Below are 15,053 nucleotides of genomic sequence, written 5' to 3' on the forward strand. Positions count from 1 at the left end.
TCAGCCCTTCGAGAACATGGACAGCATGCGGCGGGTGACGGCGAAGCCGCCGAAGATGTTGACGCTCGTCAGCAGGATCGCCACGAACGAGAGCGTCGTGACGACCGCGCTCTCGTGCCCGATCTGGAGCAGCGCTCCGATCACCACGATCCCGGAGATCGCGTTGGTGACGGACATCAGCGGCGTGTGCAACGCGTGGTGCACCTTGCCGATCACGTAATAGCCGATCACCACTGCCAGGGTGAAGACCGTGAAGTTCGCGGCGAGTTGGGCGGGGGCGAAGGCGACGAGGGCGAACATCGCCAGCAGGCCGGCGCCGAACAGGGCGAACCGGGCCGCCGGGGTGAGCCGCGGCTCCTTCGGCTGTGCGGCAGCCGCCGCGGGGGCGGGCTGGGGGGCGGCCGGGGCCGAGACGGCCACGGGCGGCGGAGGCCAGGTGATCTCACCCTCGCGCACCACGGTCACCGCCCGCTGGACCACGTCGTCGAAGTCGATGACCAGCCGGCCGTCCTTGCCGGGTGTCAGCAGCTTGATCAGGTTCACCAGGTTGGTGCCGAACAACTGCGAGGCCTGGGTGGGCAGCCGGGACGCCAGATCGGTGTAGCCGATGATGGTCACGTCGTTGTCGGTGACCACGGTGCGGCCGGCGACGGTTCCCGCCACGTTGCCGCCCTGGGAGGCGGCCATGTCGACGATGACGCTGCCGGGCTTCATCGCCGCCACGTCCTCCGCCGTGAGCAGGCGCGGGGCGGGGCGGCCCGGGATCAGCGCGGTCGTGATGACGATGTCCACGTCCTTCGCCTGCCCGTGGTACAGCTCGGCCGCCGCGCGGTCGTAGTCGGCGGAGGTTGCCTTGGCGTAGCCGTCGGTGCTCGCCTCCTGCGCGACGTTCACCGGTAGGTACTCGCCGCCCAAGGACTTGACCTGGTCGGCCACTTCCGGCCGTGGATCGGTCGCCCGGACGATCGCGCCGAGACTGGAGGCGGCGCCGATGGCGGCCAGACCGGCCACACCGGCGCCGGCCACCAGCACCTTCGCCGGCGGGACCTTGCCCGCGGCCGTCACCTGGCCGGTGAAGAAGCGCCCGAACACGTGCGCCGCCTCGATCACGGCCCGGTAGCCGGCGATGTTGGCCATGGAACTGAGTACGTCCATGGACTGCGCCCGCGAGATCCGCGGTACCGCGTCCAGGGCCAGCACGGTGATGGGACGGCTCGCGAGCTCCGCGAGCAGGTCCGCCCGCTGGGCCGGACTGATCAGGCCTATCAGGGTCGAGCCGTCGGGTACGCGCGCGATCTCGCCCGTCGAAGGGGAGTTGACCTTGAGTACGACGTCCGTCTGCCAGGCGTCGCCGATCTGTGCGCCCGCGTCACCATAGGCGTCGTCCGTGAAGCCCGACGCCGTGCCGGCGTCCGACTCGACGACGACCTCGTAGCCCAGTCCCACCAACTGGCGCACTGTGGCGGGCGTCGCCGCGACACGGGTCTCCCCGGAAGTGGACTCGGCCACAACTCCGATGCGCTGGGGCGGGTGGTGGGCCGATTCTTCTGCGGGCATGGTGATGTCTCCCTCAGGGGGCGCAGATGTGCTGGCACGAATGTGTGATCAGGGGGAGTCCACGCCCCTTGGACGCAGGAACTTACATGGTGGAGCAGGCTGTTCGGCACAGCGCGCAGCCGTGACTTGTTTCACGCGAGGTCTGTTGCCGACAACACGCGGAGGGCGTCGTGGTACGGCGTTCCCGACATGTTCCCCACCGTTTCGATGCGTCAGGGATGGGCATGGTCCGTCTCCTGATGCCGCTCCGGCCGTCCCGGCGTGGGCGGGGAACCCCGGCATCCGGCCCGACCGCGGCCGGGTTCCGCCGCACACGGTGGCGGTCAGGCGGCGGTCGGATACCGGTCATGTGTCGGTCATGTCAGGACTCCTGAGCCCGCTCCGGCATCGCGTGTGCGTGAGGGGGACGGGCGCCGCGGGCAGGCTCAGTTCGGACAGTGCGCCTCCGGACGGCGCCTCGTCCGCGGTGAGCGTGCCCCCGTGACGGCGCGCCACGTCGCGTACGACGGCCGGCCCCAGCTCGGCGCCGCACCGAGCTGAGGCGGCCGTCGGCGCGCCCCAATGTCCTTGGTACGCCGCCGGTGTGGACCTCCGGATTGACGGGAGGAGTCGGCCTCCGACGCACTATCGTGTACGACATGTCCGCTCCTGAGCTGATCCGTATCGTTTCCCGTGACTCGCCCATGGCCCTGGCCCAGGTGGAGCGCGTCCGCGCCGAGCTCGGCGTGCTTCATCCCGAACTCCGGACCGTGGTGATCCCGGTCAAGACCACCGGCGACAAATGGATGGGAGATCTCTCCCAGGTCGAGGGCAAGGGGGCGTTCACCAAGGAGGTCGACGCCGCGCTCGTCGCCGGGGAGGCGGACCTCGCGGTGCACTGCGTCAAGGACGTGCCCGCGGACAGGCCGCTGCCCGCCGGGACGACCTTCGCGGCGTTCCTCAAGCGTGACGACATCCGTGATGCCCTCGTCCATCCCGGCGGCCTGCTCCTCGACGAGCTCCCCGCGGGGACCCGGATCGGAACGTCCTCGGTGCGCAGGGTCGCTCAACTCGCCGCCTCCCACCCGCATCTGGAATGCGTGCCGTTTCGCGGCAACGCCAACCGCCGCCTGGACAAGCTCGCCGCGGGCGAGGTCGACGCCCTGCTGCTCGCCGCCTCCGGACTGGAGCGCATCGGCCGGCCGGACATGATCACCGAGGTCCTGTCGACCGAGACGATGTGCCCGCCGATCGGGGCCGGCGTCCTGGCTCTTCAGTGCCGTGAGGCGGATACCTCCACGATCGGCATCGTCAGCGGACTGAACGATCCCGGCACTTATCGGGAGACCACGGCGGAGCGGATGTTCCTGCACGTCCTCCAAGGCCACTGCAACAGCCCGATCGCCGGATACGCGAAGGCGTCCCGGGGCGATCTGTCATTGCGGGCCTGCGTGTTCAGCCCCGACGGAAAGACCGTCCTGAACGCCCACGAATGGGCCGGGCGGCTCAGCCCGTCGGACCTCGGTGCTTCCGTCGCTCTGGCTCTGCTGCGACAGGGCGCCCGCGAACTGATCGACAGCATCGCCCACTGACACCGGGGTCCGGGCCGCGAGCGAGGTCGGTTCAGGTGGCGCGGAACGGGGCGACAACACGGCGAGACGACGGTGCGACCGCCCTTGTGGGGCGGTCGCACCGCTGAAACGCGCGGGTCAGCTGGTGAAGGTGAACCAGTTGATGTTGGTGAAGTCGGAACTGCTGCCCGAGAAGACCAGGTACACGTCGTGGACTCCGGTGGCGGAGGCCACGATGTTCGCGGGAACGGTCTGCCAGCTCTGCCAGCCGCCGTTGTTGGCGAAGTTGATCTCGGCGATCTTCGTGCCGCTGAGGCTGTCGAGCCGTACCTGGACGGCACCGCTGACGCCGGCGGCGGCACCGGATGCCAGCCGGGCCTTGAACTGGTTAGGGGAGGCCGAACCGAAGTCGACGGAGGAGAACTTGAGCCAGTCGCCGTTCGCGATGTAGCCCACGTCGCTGCCGCCGCCGGAGTCGGAGCAGGCCTCGGTGGTGGTCCCGCTCTGCGCCGAGTAGGACTCGGCCTGGATGGTGCTGTAGGCGCTGATGTTGCCCGAGCCGCCCCCCGATCCTCCCCCGGAGCCCCCGGCGCCCAGGGTGATGCTCCACGAGGTGGGCGCCCCGTCCTGGATGTGCCCGTCGACGGGAGCCGAGCCGGTGGGGCCGACGTCGTCGTAGGGGAAGGCGTAGCCGATGCTGGCGTACTTGTGGACCAGCCGCGCGTAGTGGTTGGTGATCGCGTCCGTGTAGTACTGGGCGGGCGTCACGCCGTCGGGGTTGTTGTTCCCGCCCGGGACCAGCAGCGAGCTGCGGTTGAGCGCGGCGGAGAGGCGGGCGGCGATCGCCCCGCGTGCGTCCCCGCCGGAGTTGTAGAGGGGACCGGACGCGCAGCCGAAGATGTCGGTGGCGCTCGGCTTGGTGAAGGGCACGCCGTTGGTGTTGAGACCGGAGAAGACGATGGCGTTGCCGGAGACCTTGCCGGTGTAGGAACCGATGCTGCCCTGGCCGTTGATGGTCAGCGGGTTGGAGGTGTAGTGGCTCCAGACCCGGTTGAGGTAGTCGTCCCAGTAGCCGCCGAAGTCCACCGGCGAGTGCGAGGGCGCCATGACACGTAGCACACCACCGGAGGAGTCGGTGGCCACCAGCCTGTCCCAGGGGGCTCCGTCGGCGGCGTGCTGGGCCTGCAGACCCGAGGCGATGGAGGCGAGGGCGCCGGAGGGCAGCGGGCTGACCGACTGGTTGCCCCCGCTGCCGGTGCTGGACATCGAGATCGGCAGCGCCACCATGTCCACGTAGGAGATGTTCGCGTAGAGGTTGGCGCTGTTGAAGGTGAACTCGCAGAACGTCCAGTTGGTCGACCAGTTGGGGTCGGCACTGACCAGGGCGGGCTGCACCACGCCGGGCACGGCACCCGGGTTGACGAAGAACTGGAGCTTCTTCCCGACCGAGAAGTAGACGCGGCCGCTGATGATGTAGTTGGTCAGGTTGACGGTGGTGGCGGCCGAGCCGGAGGCGCCCAGCGGGATGGAGTAGTCGGCGATGGGGGTCACCGCGGACGACGGGTTGGGCAGCCGGTTCAGGGCGCCGCTTGCCGAGACGAAGACCGGCCAGCCGCTGCTGTCGGTGCCGGATATGTAGGCGTAGACGGTGTCGTGGCCGGAGTTGTTCGCCAGTTTCACGGGGAGTGAGACTCCTGCCGCCGCCGCAGTGGACGTCAACGGCGAGACCGGTGAGAACGGGCTGAGTGCGGCCGTACCGGTGATGGCACCGGCCGCGGTCAGGAAGGAACGTCGGGAAACCACAGGGGCCCTCCCGGAGAGGGTGATGAACCGTCAGCAGGGCGACGGTTGGGGGGAGTTGTTTCGTGTGGGGTTCTGTGCGGGGGTGACGTTATTGGACTGGACCAGTGCAGTCAAGGTTGCGGAACCATTACGTCCAAGTAACGGCATTCGTGTCTCACCAGGACCCTCGGCGCCTGAAGTTCACGCGCTCCGGGGCCGTGAGCGGCGACCGATGTGCCGGCTCCGGTCGGGGCCGCCGGACGGGCCCGTTCGCCGCACGTCGTGTGCCGGGCCGTGTGCGGCGCACTCGCCCTCCGGCATCGCGCCTGCCGCGCGGCGTCAGATCTCCTGCGCTTCGGGCATGGGTCGAGTGCCGGCCGGTGCCGGAGTCCTCTCGCCGCGGCCGGTCAGCAGGAGCGCGAATGCCACGGCCAAGCCGGACAGGCCGGCGCCGAGGAGCTGCACCCGGTAGTCGAGGACGGCCACCATGCCCGTGCCCAGGAGCAGGGCGAGTCCCGTAGGCGCGTATACGAAGGTGTTGGCCGTCGCCGCGACCCTGCCGAGCAACTTGGACGGGGTGTACTTCTGTACGGCCGTCAGCGCCGCGATGACGGGGCAGGGCAAGCCCAGGCCGATCAGCAGGCTGCCGCCGAGCGTGACGGGCAGCCAGGGAGTGGCCCGAGCCAGCATGCCAAGGGCGAAGATGGCGAGTCCGGCCGCCGAGAAGGTGCGCTCAGGTATCCGGCGCATCAGCGCACCGGCCGCCAGCCCGCTGACGACCGAGCCGAGCCCCTGGAGCGAGGTGAGCACGCCCGCGAAGGCCGGGGACCGGTGGAGCCCGGCGTCGAGCATCGCGTACGTGGCCGTGCTGCTGAGGCCGGCCAGCATCATGGTCGTCCCGCTGGTGATGACCAGCGAACGCAGTGCCGGGTACTGCCGCAGGTAGCGGGCGCCTTCGGCGGTCCCGGCGGTCCACACCCGCCCGGTGCGCGGTGCGGGCGAGGCTTCCCGCACCCGGATCAGCCTGAAGGCGGCCGCGGCCAGGACGAAGCTGGCCGCGTCCAGCAGTGCAACGGTCCGGCCGCCGAACGCGGTGAACAGGCTCGCGCCGGCCAGCGGAGCGAGCAGCTTCATGCCCTCGAGGGCGGTGAGTACCAGACCGTTGAAGTCGCCGCGCAGTTCGTCCGGCACGGCTGCCGCCACCAGGGCTGTCTCGGCCGCGTCTGTGAGCACCATGCCCGTTCCGACCAGGGTCAGCACGGCGAACAGCAGCCAGACCTGTTCCTGTGAACGCACGAAGAGCGGCGCGGTCATGACGGCGGCCAGGGCCAGGTTGGTCGCGACCAGAAGCGGACGTCGGCGCACCCGGTCCGCCACGGTGCCGAGCACGGGTCCCGCGAAGGTCGGCAGCCACATGCAGAAGCCGACGAGCGCGGCGAGGCTGCTGGAACCGGTGAGCGTCTTGACCCAGATTCCGGCGGCCAGCGCCATGGCCGAGTTGCCGAAACCAGAGACGATCACTCCGCCCAGATAGAGACGCGCGTTGCGGTCCCGGAAGACCTTCAGCGTGTTCCAGCTCATTCCCTCGCCCTTCGGTGCGCCTGGCGGCACAACCTACCCCCAATCATCTGCTTGGTGGTAAGGGTTCACCGGCGCCGGGCATGCGCTTTACTGGCCCGCGTGACCGAAACCGATCCCGTGCTGCGCGCGCTCGCCCACCCCTTGCGGCTGCGGATGCTCAGCCTCATGTGGCCGGGGCCGATGTCGGCCGCCGAGCTCGCCCGCGAGTTGGACGTCTCTCACGCGCTGGCCAGCCAGCACCTGCGGCGCCTGGACGCGGTGGGTCTGGTCGAGCTGGCGGAGGAACGCACCCGCCGCGGCGGCAGGGAGCGCCGCTACCGCACCGTCCAGGGCACGCCACTCTCCGACCAGCACGAGGGAACCCCGATGCTGGCCGAGACCATGGCGCACACCCTTCGGGAACGTGCCCGGCGACGTGCGGAGGGAAGCGAGGGCGTCACCGTGGACGCCGAGCTGTGGGTGGATCCCCCAACCTGGGAGAGCGTCCGGCAGCGACTCGTCGAGCTCGCCACCGAGCTCCACGAAGCGGCCCGGCCGCCGCACACGCCGGGCACTGTCCCGCTGGGCGTGAGCGTGATGGCCTTCCCGCTGCAGGACGGGACGCGTCCGGACGGATGAACCGCCCGGGCGGGGCCGGTGGGGCGCCCGTCCTCGGTGTGTCTCGTTACCTGGCCCGTCCGGGGCCACTTGGGGGTCCGGGGCTGTCGCCGGGCGCCGGTGGACCGGTTTCGCCTCGGGCGACGCGGATCATGACAGTTTCGCCGGGCGGTGGACGCGAGCGGCGCCGGGACCCTGGTCCGGGCGCCGCTCGTACTCGTCCTTCTTCAGGCCCGGTTCGGCCGGCCCGGCGTGTGATTCCGGGTCAGCAGCCGGTGTCCTTGGGGGTGAAGTCCATACGCGCGTGCTCGTCCGTGCCGATGGCCGCGTCGTAGGTCGTTCTGCTGACCTGGTACCAGACGTCGTCCTTGTTCTTGTCGCCGCTCACGTCGTCCAGGCTGACACACCACTGTTCCCGCCGGACGACACGCGTGTAGGTCTCGGTTCCGCTGCGGATCTGCTTGCAGCTCTTGGAGTGCTCGGTCGAATACCAGGTGCGGGTACGCCGCTTGGCGCCCGAGCCGGTGCTTGTCGTGTGTTTGACCCGCCGGGTGGCCGTGGTGCACTTCTTCGTCATGTGCGGCCGCTTGGCCCGGGTGGTCAGGGCCGCGCGGTGGCGGATCTCGTCACGGAGGCCGAAGACGCTCGCGGCGGCCGTGTCCGGTCGTCGCTCCCCGGCGGCGTTCCCGCTGTCCTGGCCGACGCCGGCCGAGTGGTTCGACCCCACGTCGCGGACGTCATCCCCGTTGCTGCACGCACCCAGCCCGGCTATCAGAACAGCCGTCACCGCAGCCGTGGCAAGTCGCTTGAACATGTTTTCCCTCGTGGTCGACGGGCCGCAGCGTAACCGATCACCGGCCGAAGCCGAACAGGAGGGATCAAGAGCGGGCTCGGAGAGACATCCGCTCCTGCCCGGCGTACGCGAACACCTGCAGCCATCGTCCGTGCGCCGGTGTGCGCCCCGGCGGTCAGGGGGTCGTGCAGATGGCTCTCAACCCTTACCAGCAGGGGCCGTTCATCTGCCGACTCGCCTGTTGGAGTGCCGCTTCTCAAGCCGGACCACCGGCCGACCGATGCCAACGCCGGAAGATCAAGATCGAGAAGGGCTGGACAGAGTGACATCAGTTGGGAAGCGACGGCCGCTGGACCCCCTCGCCGTCGCCGTCGGCGAACTGCGGGCAGGGCGCCCGGTCATCGTGGTCGACGACGAGGACCGGGAGAACGAGGGCGACCTGGTCATGGCGGCCCAGTTCGCCACTGCGGAGACCATGGGCTTCTTCGTCCGCTTCACCAGCGGGCTGATCTGCGTCCCGATGACGGGCGAGATCGCCGACCGGCTCCGGCTGCCGCTCATGGTGGAGCCCGCCCCGGGCACGGATCCGATCAGCACGACCGCCTACACCGTCTCCGCGGACGCGGCGGGCACCGGGTCGGGGATCTCGGCCGCCGACCGGGCGGCGACGGCGCGGACGCTGGCCGACGCCTCGACCCTGCCCGGACAACTGGTCCGCCCCGGGCACATGTTCCCGCTACGGGCCCGCCCCGGCGGGGTCGCCGAACGGCGCGGCCACACCGAGGCCACCGTGGACCTGCTGCGCCTGGCCGGGCTGGCACCGGTCGGCGTGCTCAGCGAGGTCTGCGAGGACGACGGCTCCCTCGCACGTTTCGAACGGCTGCGTGTGTTCGCCGACCGGCACGGGCTGGCACTGGTCTCCATCGAGCAGCTCTCCCAGCATCTGCGTGATGCGGACCCCGCTCCGGCCGCGGTGTGAACGGCGTGCTGAGCGCCACGGTCTTCGATCTCGACGACACCCTCATCGACACCGGCGACTCCTGGGAACGTGTCTGCGCCGATTTCACCGCCCGCCACGGTCACCGCTGGCGGTCGCGGGACGGCACCGCACTGCACGGCAACGGCCACTGGGCGTCCTACGTCGCCGGACTGTGCGGCGGCCCGGTGGACACCGCCGAGGTCATCGAGGCATGCACGGACGTGATGGCCGACGCCTGCGCGGCCGGCCGCATCCAGGCACTGCCCGGAGCCGTGGAGCTGTTCCGCGAGGCCGTCCGGCACGGGCCCGTCGGGGTGGCCACCGCCAGCCCGCGCCGCTTCGTCCTGGCCGCACTCGAACACCTCGGCCTCGCCGGGGACGTGAGCGCCGTGGTGTGCGGCGAGGACGTCACCCGGGCCAAACCCGCCCCCGACCCCTACCTGCGCGCGGCGGCCGCCATCGGCGTCCCGCCGTCGTGCTGCCTGGCTGTCGAGGACTCCCCGAACGGCATCCGCTCCGCCACCGCCGCCGGTATGCCCGTCCTCGCCATTCCGCGCGACCGCATGGAACTTCCCGTGGACATCGCCCACCTGCCCCTGGCCCAGGCCCCCGACGCGGCACACGCCATGCCGCTGCTCACCCGACTGCTCGCCCGCCGGCCCGAACCGGCCGTCCCGGGGCGGCCGGTCGGCGCAGCCGGATGATTCCGGACCACGCGACGGCCCCGTCGCCCACCGCGATCCGGCCCTGGCTTCACGAGAGCACAGGCGGCGGGCGGGAGGTCCTTCGACTCCCGTAGGCGTCGACCCGGGCCTCGCCGCGGACAGCGTCCGCGGCGAGGCCCGGTCAGCCGGCTTCCCGGGAGTTCACGAACGGGCGCCGGTCGGACGGTTTCGAGGCACTGATGGACACCCGGACTTGTGTGTCCGGGCTCTGGCCGGCCAGAGCCCGGGTGACGGCGGTGCGGCAGCGACGGGTGAACCGGGGCCAGGGACGGGCCATCTCCTGGGGCCAGATCGCCGAGACGGCGGCCAGCACGGCCCACAGCGGCATCCATGCCATGGTCCACCAGCCAGGGTCCCGATCGGGCAGCCCGGGGACGGCGCAGCGCATGATCATTGCATGCATGGACATGCCGAACGCCGTGACGAAGGCCGCGGTCAGGGCGGGGAAGCGGTAGGAGCCGAACCTGCTGCGCAGGGGCGCACGACGGGTCTGGAGAACCTTCCGGAAACGAGGGTCGGTGAGCAGTACGTCCACAGTGGCCCCCTTGTGGAGGTGCACGAGTCTCATGAGTGCGGCGAGGACCGGATCCTTCTGACCGAGGAACCGCCTGTGCGGCACGGTGATCCGACCGTCGCGGTCGATCTCGGCGTCACCGGCCAGGATCAGCAGCCTCACGGCCACCTCTGCCGCGTACTTTTCCTGCTGGGCTGACGCGCCCTCCCACGAGGCGCCGAGCCACCATGCCGCCTGTATCGGCTCCACATCCGCTGCCCGGATGCCACGCAGGAACTTCCGCTCGTCCCGTGTACGTCGCCACCATGCCGCGTACAGCCCGGCGTGGACCGCGCCGAAACCGAGCAGCCAGCCGCCGGCGATCCACTCCGTCGCGCCGCTCATGACAGTGCCTCCGCCGTCCCGCTCGTCGGACATGACACCTGACGATCCCCCCTCGCGGCCCGCTGCTCCACTGCGAACGACCTCCAACAGCCTCCCATGGAAGGGAAGTTGGAGGTCGTTTCCGCTCAGGGGATCATTCGGTTCCGGGAACCGCCGACGGGGCACGGCGAGCGCCGCGGAGGCGGATCACGCCTCCGCGGCTGTCAGCCCGGGCTGAGCCCGGGCACGACTCAGCGGCCGGCCAGGGCCTTCAGGGTGGCCTCGGCCGTACCCGTGCTGGACTGGGGGTTCTGGCCGGTGATCAGCTTGCCGTCCACGACGACCTTGTTGCTCCACGGCGCCCCGGTCTCCACCGCGGCACCACGCTCGCGCAGCACGCTCTCCAGGTAGAAGGGGGTGTTGTCGCCGAGGCCTCCCTGGCGCTCCTCCTCGTCGGCGAAGGAGGTGAGGGCGCGGCCCGCGAACGTGAAGCCGCCGTCCGGCGTGGTGGCGCTGAGCAGGGCGGCGACGCCGTGGCACAGCGCGGCGACGATCGTGCCCTGGGCGTCGGCCTCGTTGAGGAGCCGACCGAGATCGGCGTCCTGAGCGAGGTCCGCCATCGGCGCGTGACCGCCGGGAATGTAGAGCGCGTCGTAGTCGCTCAGGCGTACGTCCGCCAGCTTCAGCGGGCTGGAGAGCTGGTCGGCGATGGTGTCGAGGTAGGCGCGGAACTCCTGGGCGTCGGCCTCGGACACACCGCCGCGGGAGTCGAGGCTGAGGGCGTCGACCGTCGGGCGGACAGCGCCGGGGGTGGCGATGTCCACCTGGGCTCCGGCGGCGCGCAGCACCTTGTGGGAGGCGGCGACCTCTTCGGCCCAGAAGCCGGTCGGATGGGTGGATCCGTCGGCCAGGACCAAGCTGTCGGCGGCTGAGACGATCATGAGGATCTTCGACATCGGAATACCTGCTCTTATCTGTGGGGCGACTCTGGAAGGCGGTACCTGGGCCCTGCGGACCGCAGTACCGCGGTGCTCAGGACAACCCCAGCATTCATCACGGAAATGCCCTGCCGCCTCCGCCTCGTCATAAGAAGAGTTATGGACCGGGGTGACCCGCTTCCCGTGGATGTGCCGTAGGGCGTCGCACGACCGGTGACCGTGCCCCGGGCGCCGATTCCATCACTAGGATTGGATCGACCGGAGCCTTTCATAAGCTCAGTGATGGATGAAGTGATGGACGGAGGTGCCCATGCCCGGCCTGGACCTACTGGCGACGTTCCTCGAGATCTACCGCACCGGTTCGCTCTCCGCTGCGGCCGCGCGGCTGGGCGTGAGCCAGCCGGCGGTCACCGGACAGCTCGCCCGTCTCGAGGAGCAACTGGGCGAGCCGCTGTTCGTGCGGTCGAGCAAAGGGGCGCGGCCGACGCCCCGGGCGGCGGCGCTGGCCGCCCGCGTCGGCCTGCATGTCGACGGGCTGCGTACCGCCCTGTCCCCTTCGGGGGAGGACAGCATGCTGGAGGGCACGATTCACCTCGGCGGAGCGGCCGAGGTGATGGCCCTTCAGGTGCTTCCCGCCCTGGCGCCGCTCTCCGCCCGCGGCCTACGGATCCGGGTGACGCTGGGCCTGGCCGGAGAACTGCTGGCGGCACTGACGGCGGCAAGGCTCGACCTGGTCGTCTCCGCGGTTCGCCCCCGGCAGGAGGGGCTGTCGGTGGCACCGCTGGTGGACGAGGAGTTCCTCCTGGTGGGGCCGCCCGCGCTGGCGCACGCCGTGGACCGGGAACGGCTGGCGGCGGATCCGGTCGCCGCACTGGCCCCCATGCCGCTGGTGGCCTACGCGGCCGATCTTCCGATCATCCGGCGGTACTGGCGCAGCGAGTTCGGGCGGCGGCCCCCCAATCAGGTCGCCGTCGTCGTCCCGGACCTGCGCGCCGTGCTGGCCGCGGTGGTGTCCGGCATGGGCATCTCCGTGCTGCCCCGCTACCTCGCCGCTCCGGCGCTGGCCGCGGGGCAGGTGGTGCAGATGCACCGGCCGGAGGTCGAGCCGTTGAACACCCTGTACCTGGCGTCCCGGCGCGACATGCCGGCGAGCCCCGCTCTCGCCGCCGTGTGGGAACACCTGGCCCGGGCGGCACAGGAATGGAAGAGCCTCTGATTCCTCGTGGCCGCTGATGGAACGCCGGACCAGGCTTCTCGCACGCGTGCGGTCGTACGGGAAGGCCCTGTCCCGTGTGTCGCGCGGGACAGGAGTCTCCTCCGGACGTCCGGTCAGTCCGACTGGAGGTTCTCCAACGTCGAGCGGGTGTCGGTCTTCACCCACCGTGAGACCTCGTCGATCTCGGGCGGGGTGGTCGTCTCGTAGGAGGACGAATAGGTGCTCCAGCTCATCTGGTAGGTCATCCAGCCGTCACGCACCGCGAGGATCACCGCCCGGCTGCCGCTGGTTCCCGAGCCGGACGTGGTGTCCTCGGTCACGAGATATGCCTCGTCACCGAAACCGGAAACCTCATCGACCTCGTAGTCCTCGTACCGCTGGGCGTACTCGGACCACACAGCCGTGAACTCGGGGGCCGGGTCGGTCGTCTTGTGCAGGTCCATCTCCACCGAGAGGTACGCATCGGCGTAGGAGGAACTGGACGACGTCTTCAGGGAGATGCTGCAGTAACTCTGATCGATCGCCTTGTGCTTCAGTGCGCTGTGCGTGGGGAGGTTGTCCTCCTCGGCGTATTCGGTCCTCAAGGCGGTGTAGTCGACCGCGGAGCAGAGATTGGCCTTGGCCCGGTAGCCCGCGAGATCGGCGTTGTCGCCCAACGGGCCGAGAACGAGGATTCCTCCGGCCCACAGCGCGGAGGCGGCCACCGCACCGACCGCCGCCCACAGCACCGCGCGCCCCGCGGTGCCCTTGCCGCCAGGCGGCGGGGGAAAGCCGGGCGGTTGCCCGTACGCGTACTGCTGGGCCGGAGGGTAGGCGGGAGGAGTCCCGTAGGTGACCGTCGGCGTCGCGCCTTGGTTCGGGCCCGGGGTGGGTTCGGGTCTTGGCTGGGGTAACGGCTGGGGCTGCGGTTGGGGTGCGGGGGCGGGTATGGGCTGCGTGGGGGAGCCGGGTTGAGGTGACGTCTGCGCCTGGGGCTGCGCCGGGACATCCTCGGGCCGATCCTGCATCCTGTGCTCCTTGGTCGTAGGGAGTGCGGTCAGATGGCGGAAGGGACGGCTGGGCTCGGCGGCGACCGGTGGCGGCGTCGACGGGTGGCGCGGTCGTAGGGACGCCTTGAGCGGGCGGGGCAGGAGCCGACGAGGTGATCGGCCGTCGGGTCGGGACGGTGGGGCAGGGATGCCGGGGCGCGTGAGGGAATCAACAGGCAGATTCTAAAGGCCGGTTCGACAGAAGTGGCCTTGTCGTATCGGCCGTTGCCCGGTTGCCGGTCTCCTTGGAACGGCGCGCCGTGCGCACGTCGCGGGAAGCCTCCGGATCGCAGTGCGAGAACCCGCGCATGCACGGGGTGGTGGTGATCGGCACGAGGGTTTCGCCCGCGGTTTGCTCGGGCCGGGCCGCCGCGACTCGATAGGGGCGTGCCTGCGGCGAAGGGCCCCGCAGCAGTGCTGCGGGGCCCTTCGCGGATGGGGCAGGGACCGTCAGACGGTCTTCTTGATCTTCGTGACCTGTGCCTCGACGACACTGGTCGGCACCTCGGGGGCCTTCTCGTTCAGGATGTTCATCGCGTAGAAGACGGCCAGGGTCGAACCACTCCGTACGACCGTGTAGGTCACCGGGATCTTGGTTCCGTCGATGTCGCTGGTCATCGTGTACGACACCGCCTCGTCGCCGAGGGCGGGGGCCTTCGCGGGCTTGACGCCGGTGTAGTGGTAGTCGGCGTGCTCGTAGGAGGTGCACGTCTCGCTCTGGGTGCGCAGGTCCGCGACCACCTTCTTGGCGTCCGCTTCCTTCTGCGCGAGCAGCCCGACGCGCAGCACCGTGGCATCGGTCGCCGTCAGGCTCGTCACCGAGCGGGACACACGGGCCGTCGCGTCGGGCTCGGTGCCCAGCAGGAACATGTCGGCGAGAGCCTGGCACTTGGCGGGATTCGCGGGAACGCTCACCTCCGGGATCTCGTCGTCGGGAGTGTCGCCGACGCGGTATCCCTTGAGGTCCGCCTTGGTGATCACGGCTTTCGTCAACTGCGCCTCGGTGAGGGGCTTCAGCTCCTCCTCGACGGCGGGCTTCGCCGCCGCGGCCGGCTTCTTCGAGCTGCCGCTGTCGCTCTTGCCCTTGCTGCCGGTGTCCTGCCCGCCGCACGCGGCCGTCGCAGCGAGTGCCGCCATCACGCCGATACCCACCAGGACGCGCCCCGGAACTGACTTCACGTTCTTTCCCACCCTCATGTCTTCATGGGCGCGTCCACGACAACGGTCGCGCCGAGCCGCATTCAAGCCCACAACCAGCGGACTTTGCCAGCGCGTTAGAGTCGCTTGGCGTAACGATCAGAGATCGGCGACATGGTTGTACGGCGCGGCAGTGGTTCTCGCCACGGTTGGGGCTCGCGCTGCGGGGGAAGCGAGAGCCGACGGCATGGCCCGTCACGTCGTGTCGGGCCGTCAGGCAGGCTGGTCGACAA

13 protein-coding genes are annotated in these 15,053 nt (G+C 70.3%); 5 read left to right on the plus strand and 8 right to left on the minus strand.

What is annotated here, in order from left to right; all coding sequences use genetic code 11:
• Positions 1-1,557, minus strand: a complete 1,557-nt coding sequence (locus tag OG410_RS39970; protein WP_329303656.1) for a Re/Si-specific NAD(P)(+) transhydrogenase subunit alpha — start codon at positions 1,555-1,557, stop codon at positions 1-3.
• A gap of 638 nt (positions 1,558-2,195) precedes the next feature.
• On the opposite strand from OG410_RS39970, the gene hemC reads away from it, so the two are divergent.
• Entirely contained in the window at positions 2,196-3,128 is a 933-nt protein-coding gene (gene hemC, locus OG410_RS39975; RefSeq protein WP_329303657.1) for a hydroxymethylbilane synthase, read from the plus strand.
• Positions 3,129-3,245: 117 nt separating this feature from the next.
• On the opposite strand, the gene OG410_RS39980 is transcribed toward hemC, so the two are convergent.
• Together OG410_RS39980 and OG410_RS39985 are read right to left on the minus strand one after the other, a co-directional pair.
• A complete protein-coding gene (locus OG410_RS39980) occupies positions 3,246-4,910 on the minus strand; it encodes a beta-1,3-glucanase family protein (RefSeq protein ID WP_329303658.1) in 1,665 nt (554 codons plus the stop codon).
• A gap of 318 nt (positions 4,911-5,228) precedes the next feature.
• Positions 5,229-6,470 (minus strand): MFS transporter, encoded by a 1,242-nt coding sequence (locus OG410_RS39985; protein ID WP_329303659.1) that lies wholly within the window; start codon positions 6,468-6,470, stop codon positions 5,229-5,231.
• A 99-nt stretch (positions 6,471-6,569) separates the two neighbouring features.
• Between OG410_RS39985 and OG410_RS39990 the strand changes: the two genes are divergently transcribed.
• Complete coding sequence (locus OG410_RS39990; protein WP_329303660.1) at positions 6,570-7,088, plus strand: ArsR/SmtB family transcription factor; 519 nt, start codon at positions 6,570-6,572, stop codon at positions 7,086-7,088.
• A gap of 244 nt (positions 7,089-7,332) precedes the next feature.
• On the opposite strand, the gene OG410_RS39995 is transcribed toward OG410_RS39990, so the two are convergent.
• On the minus strand, positions 7,333-7,881 hold the full coding sequence (locus OG410_RS39995) for a hypothetical protein (protein WP_329303661.1): 549 nt from the start codon (positions 7,879-7,881) through the stop codon (positions 7,333-7,335).
• A 301-nt stretch (positions 7,882-8,182) separates the two neighbouring features.
• On the opposite strand from OG410_RS39995, the gene ribB reads away from it, so the two are divergent.
• Both ribB and OG410_RS40005 read left to right on the plus strand, forming a co-directional pair.
• Positions 8,183-8,839: a 3,4-dihydroxy-2-butanone-4-phosphate synthase gene (gene ribB / locus OG410_RS40000; RefSeq protein ID WP_329303662.1), complete on the plus strand. Its 657-nt coding sequence runs from the start codon at positions 8,183-8,185 to the stop codon at positions 8,837-8,839.
• 5 nt (positions 8,840-8,844) lie between these two features.
• Complete coding sequence (locus OG410_RS40005) at positions 8,845-9,543, plus strand: HAD family hydrolase (protein ID WP_329303663.1); 699 nt, start codon at positions 8,845-8,847, stop codon at positions 9,541-9,543.
• 142 nt (positions 9,544-9,685) lie between these two features.
• Here OG410_RS40005 and OG410_RS40010 read toward each other — a convergent pair whose 3' ends face one another.
• Both OG410_RS40010 and OG410_RS40015 read right to left on the minus strand, forming a co-directional pair.
• On the minus strand, positions 9,686-10,495 hold the full coding sequence (locus OG410_RS40010) for a hypothetical protein (protein WP_329303664.1): 810 nt from the start codon (positions 10,493-10,495) through the stop codon (positions 9,686-9,688).
• A gap of 197 nt (positions 10,496-10,692) precedes the next feature.
• Positions 10,693-11,397 carry a type 1 glutamine amidotransferase domain-containing protein gene (locus OG410_RS40015; RefSeq protein WP_329303665.1) on the minus strand — a complete coding sequence of 235 codons (705 nt, stop codon included), beginning with the start codon at positions 11,395-11,397 and terminating at the stop codon, positions 10,693-10,695.
• 292 nt (positions 11,398-11,689) lie between these two features.
• On the opposite strand from OG410_RS40015, the gene OG410_RS40020 reads away from it, so the two are divergent.
• Positions 11,690-12,595, plus strand: coding sequence for a LysR family transcriptional regulator (locus tag OG410_RS40020; RefSeq protein WP_329303666.1), 906 nt, complete (start codon positions 11,690-11,692; stop codon positions 12,593-12,595).
• A gap of 113 nt (positions 12,596-12,708) precedes the next feature.
• On the opposite strand, the gene OG410_RS40025 is transcribed toward OG410_RS40020, so the two are convergent.
• Complete coding sequence (locus tag OG410_RS40025; protein WP_329303667.1) at positions 12,709-13,602, minus strand: hypothetical protein; 894 nt, start codon at positions 13,600-13,602, stop codon at positions 12,709-12,711.
• A gap of 471 nt (positions 13,603-14,073) precedes the next feature.
• Positions 14,074-14,802, minus strand: coding sequence for a hypothetical protein (locus tag OG410_RS40030; RefSeq protein ID WP_329303668.1), 729 nt, complete (start codon positions 14,800-14,802; stop codon positions 14,074-14,076).
• Between the last annotated feature and the right edge of the window lie 251 nt (positions 14,803-15,053).

Origin of the sequence: Streptomyces sp. NBC_00659, from assembly GCF_036226925.1 — a bacterium.
In the GTDB taxonomy this organism is placed as follows: Bacteria; Actinomycetota; Actinomycetes; order Streptomycetales; family Streptomycetaceae; genus Streptomyces.

Bases quoted from the DNA above. Each gene is read 5' to 3' on its own strand.
- OG410_RS40015 (WP_329303665.1), bottom strand. From the start codon at position 11,397: ATGTCGAAGATCCTCATGATCGTCTCAGCCGCCGACAGCTTGGTCCTG.
- OG410_RS39985 (WP_329303659.1), bottom strand. From the start codon at position 6,470: ATGAGCTGGAACACGCTGAAGGTCTTCCGGGACCGCAACGCGCGTCTC.
- OG410_RS40010 (WP_329303664.1), bottom strand. From the start codon at position 10,495: ATGTCCGACGAGCGGGACGGCGGAGGCACTGTCATGAGCGGCGCGACG.
- OG410_RS40020 (WP_329303666.1), top strand. From the start codon at position 11,690: ATGCCCGGCCTGGACCTACTGGCGACGTTCCTCGAGATCTACCGCACC.
- OG410_RS40025 (WP_329303667.1), bottom strand. From the start codon at position 13,602: ATGCAGGATCGGCCCGAGGATGTCCCGGCGCAGCCCCAGGCGCAGACG.
- hemC (WP_329303657.1), top strand. From the start codon at position 2,196: ATGTCCGCTCCTGAGCTGATCCGTATCGTTTCCCGTGACTCGCCCATG.
- OG410_RS39995 (WP_329303661.1), bottom strand. From the start codon at position 7,881: ATGTTCAAGCGACTTGCCACGGCTGCGGTGACGGCTGTTCTGATAGCC.
- OG410_RS39970 (WP_329303656.1), bottom strand. From the start codon at position 1,557: ATGCCCGCAGAAGAATCGGCCCACCACCCGCCCCAGCGCATCGGAGTT.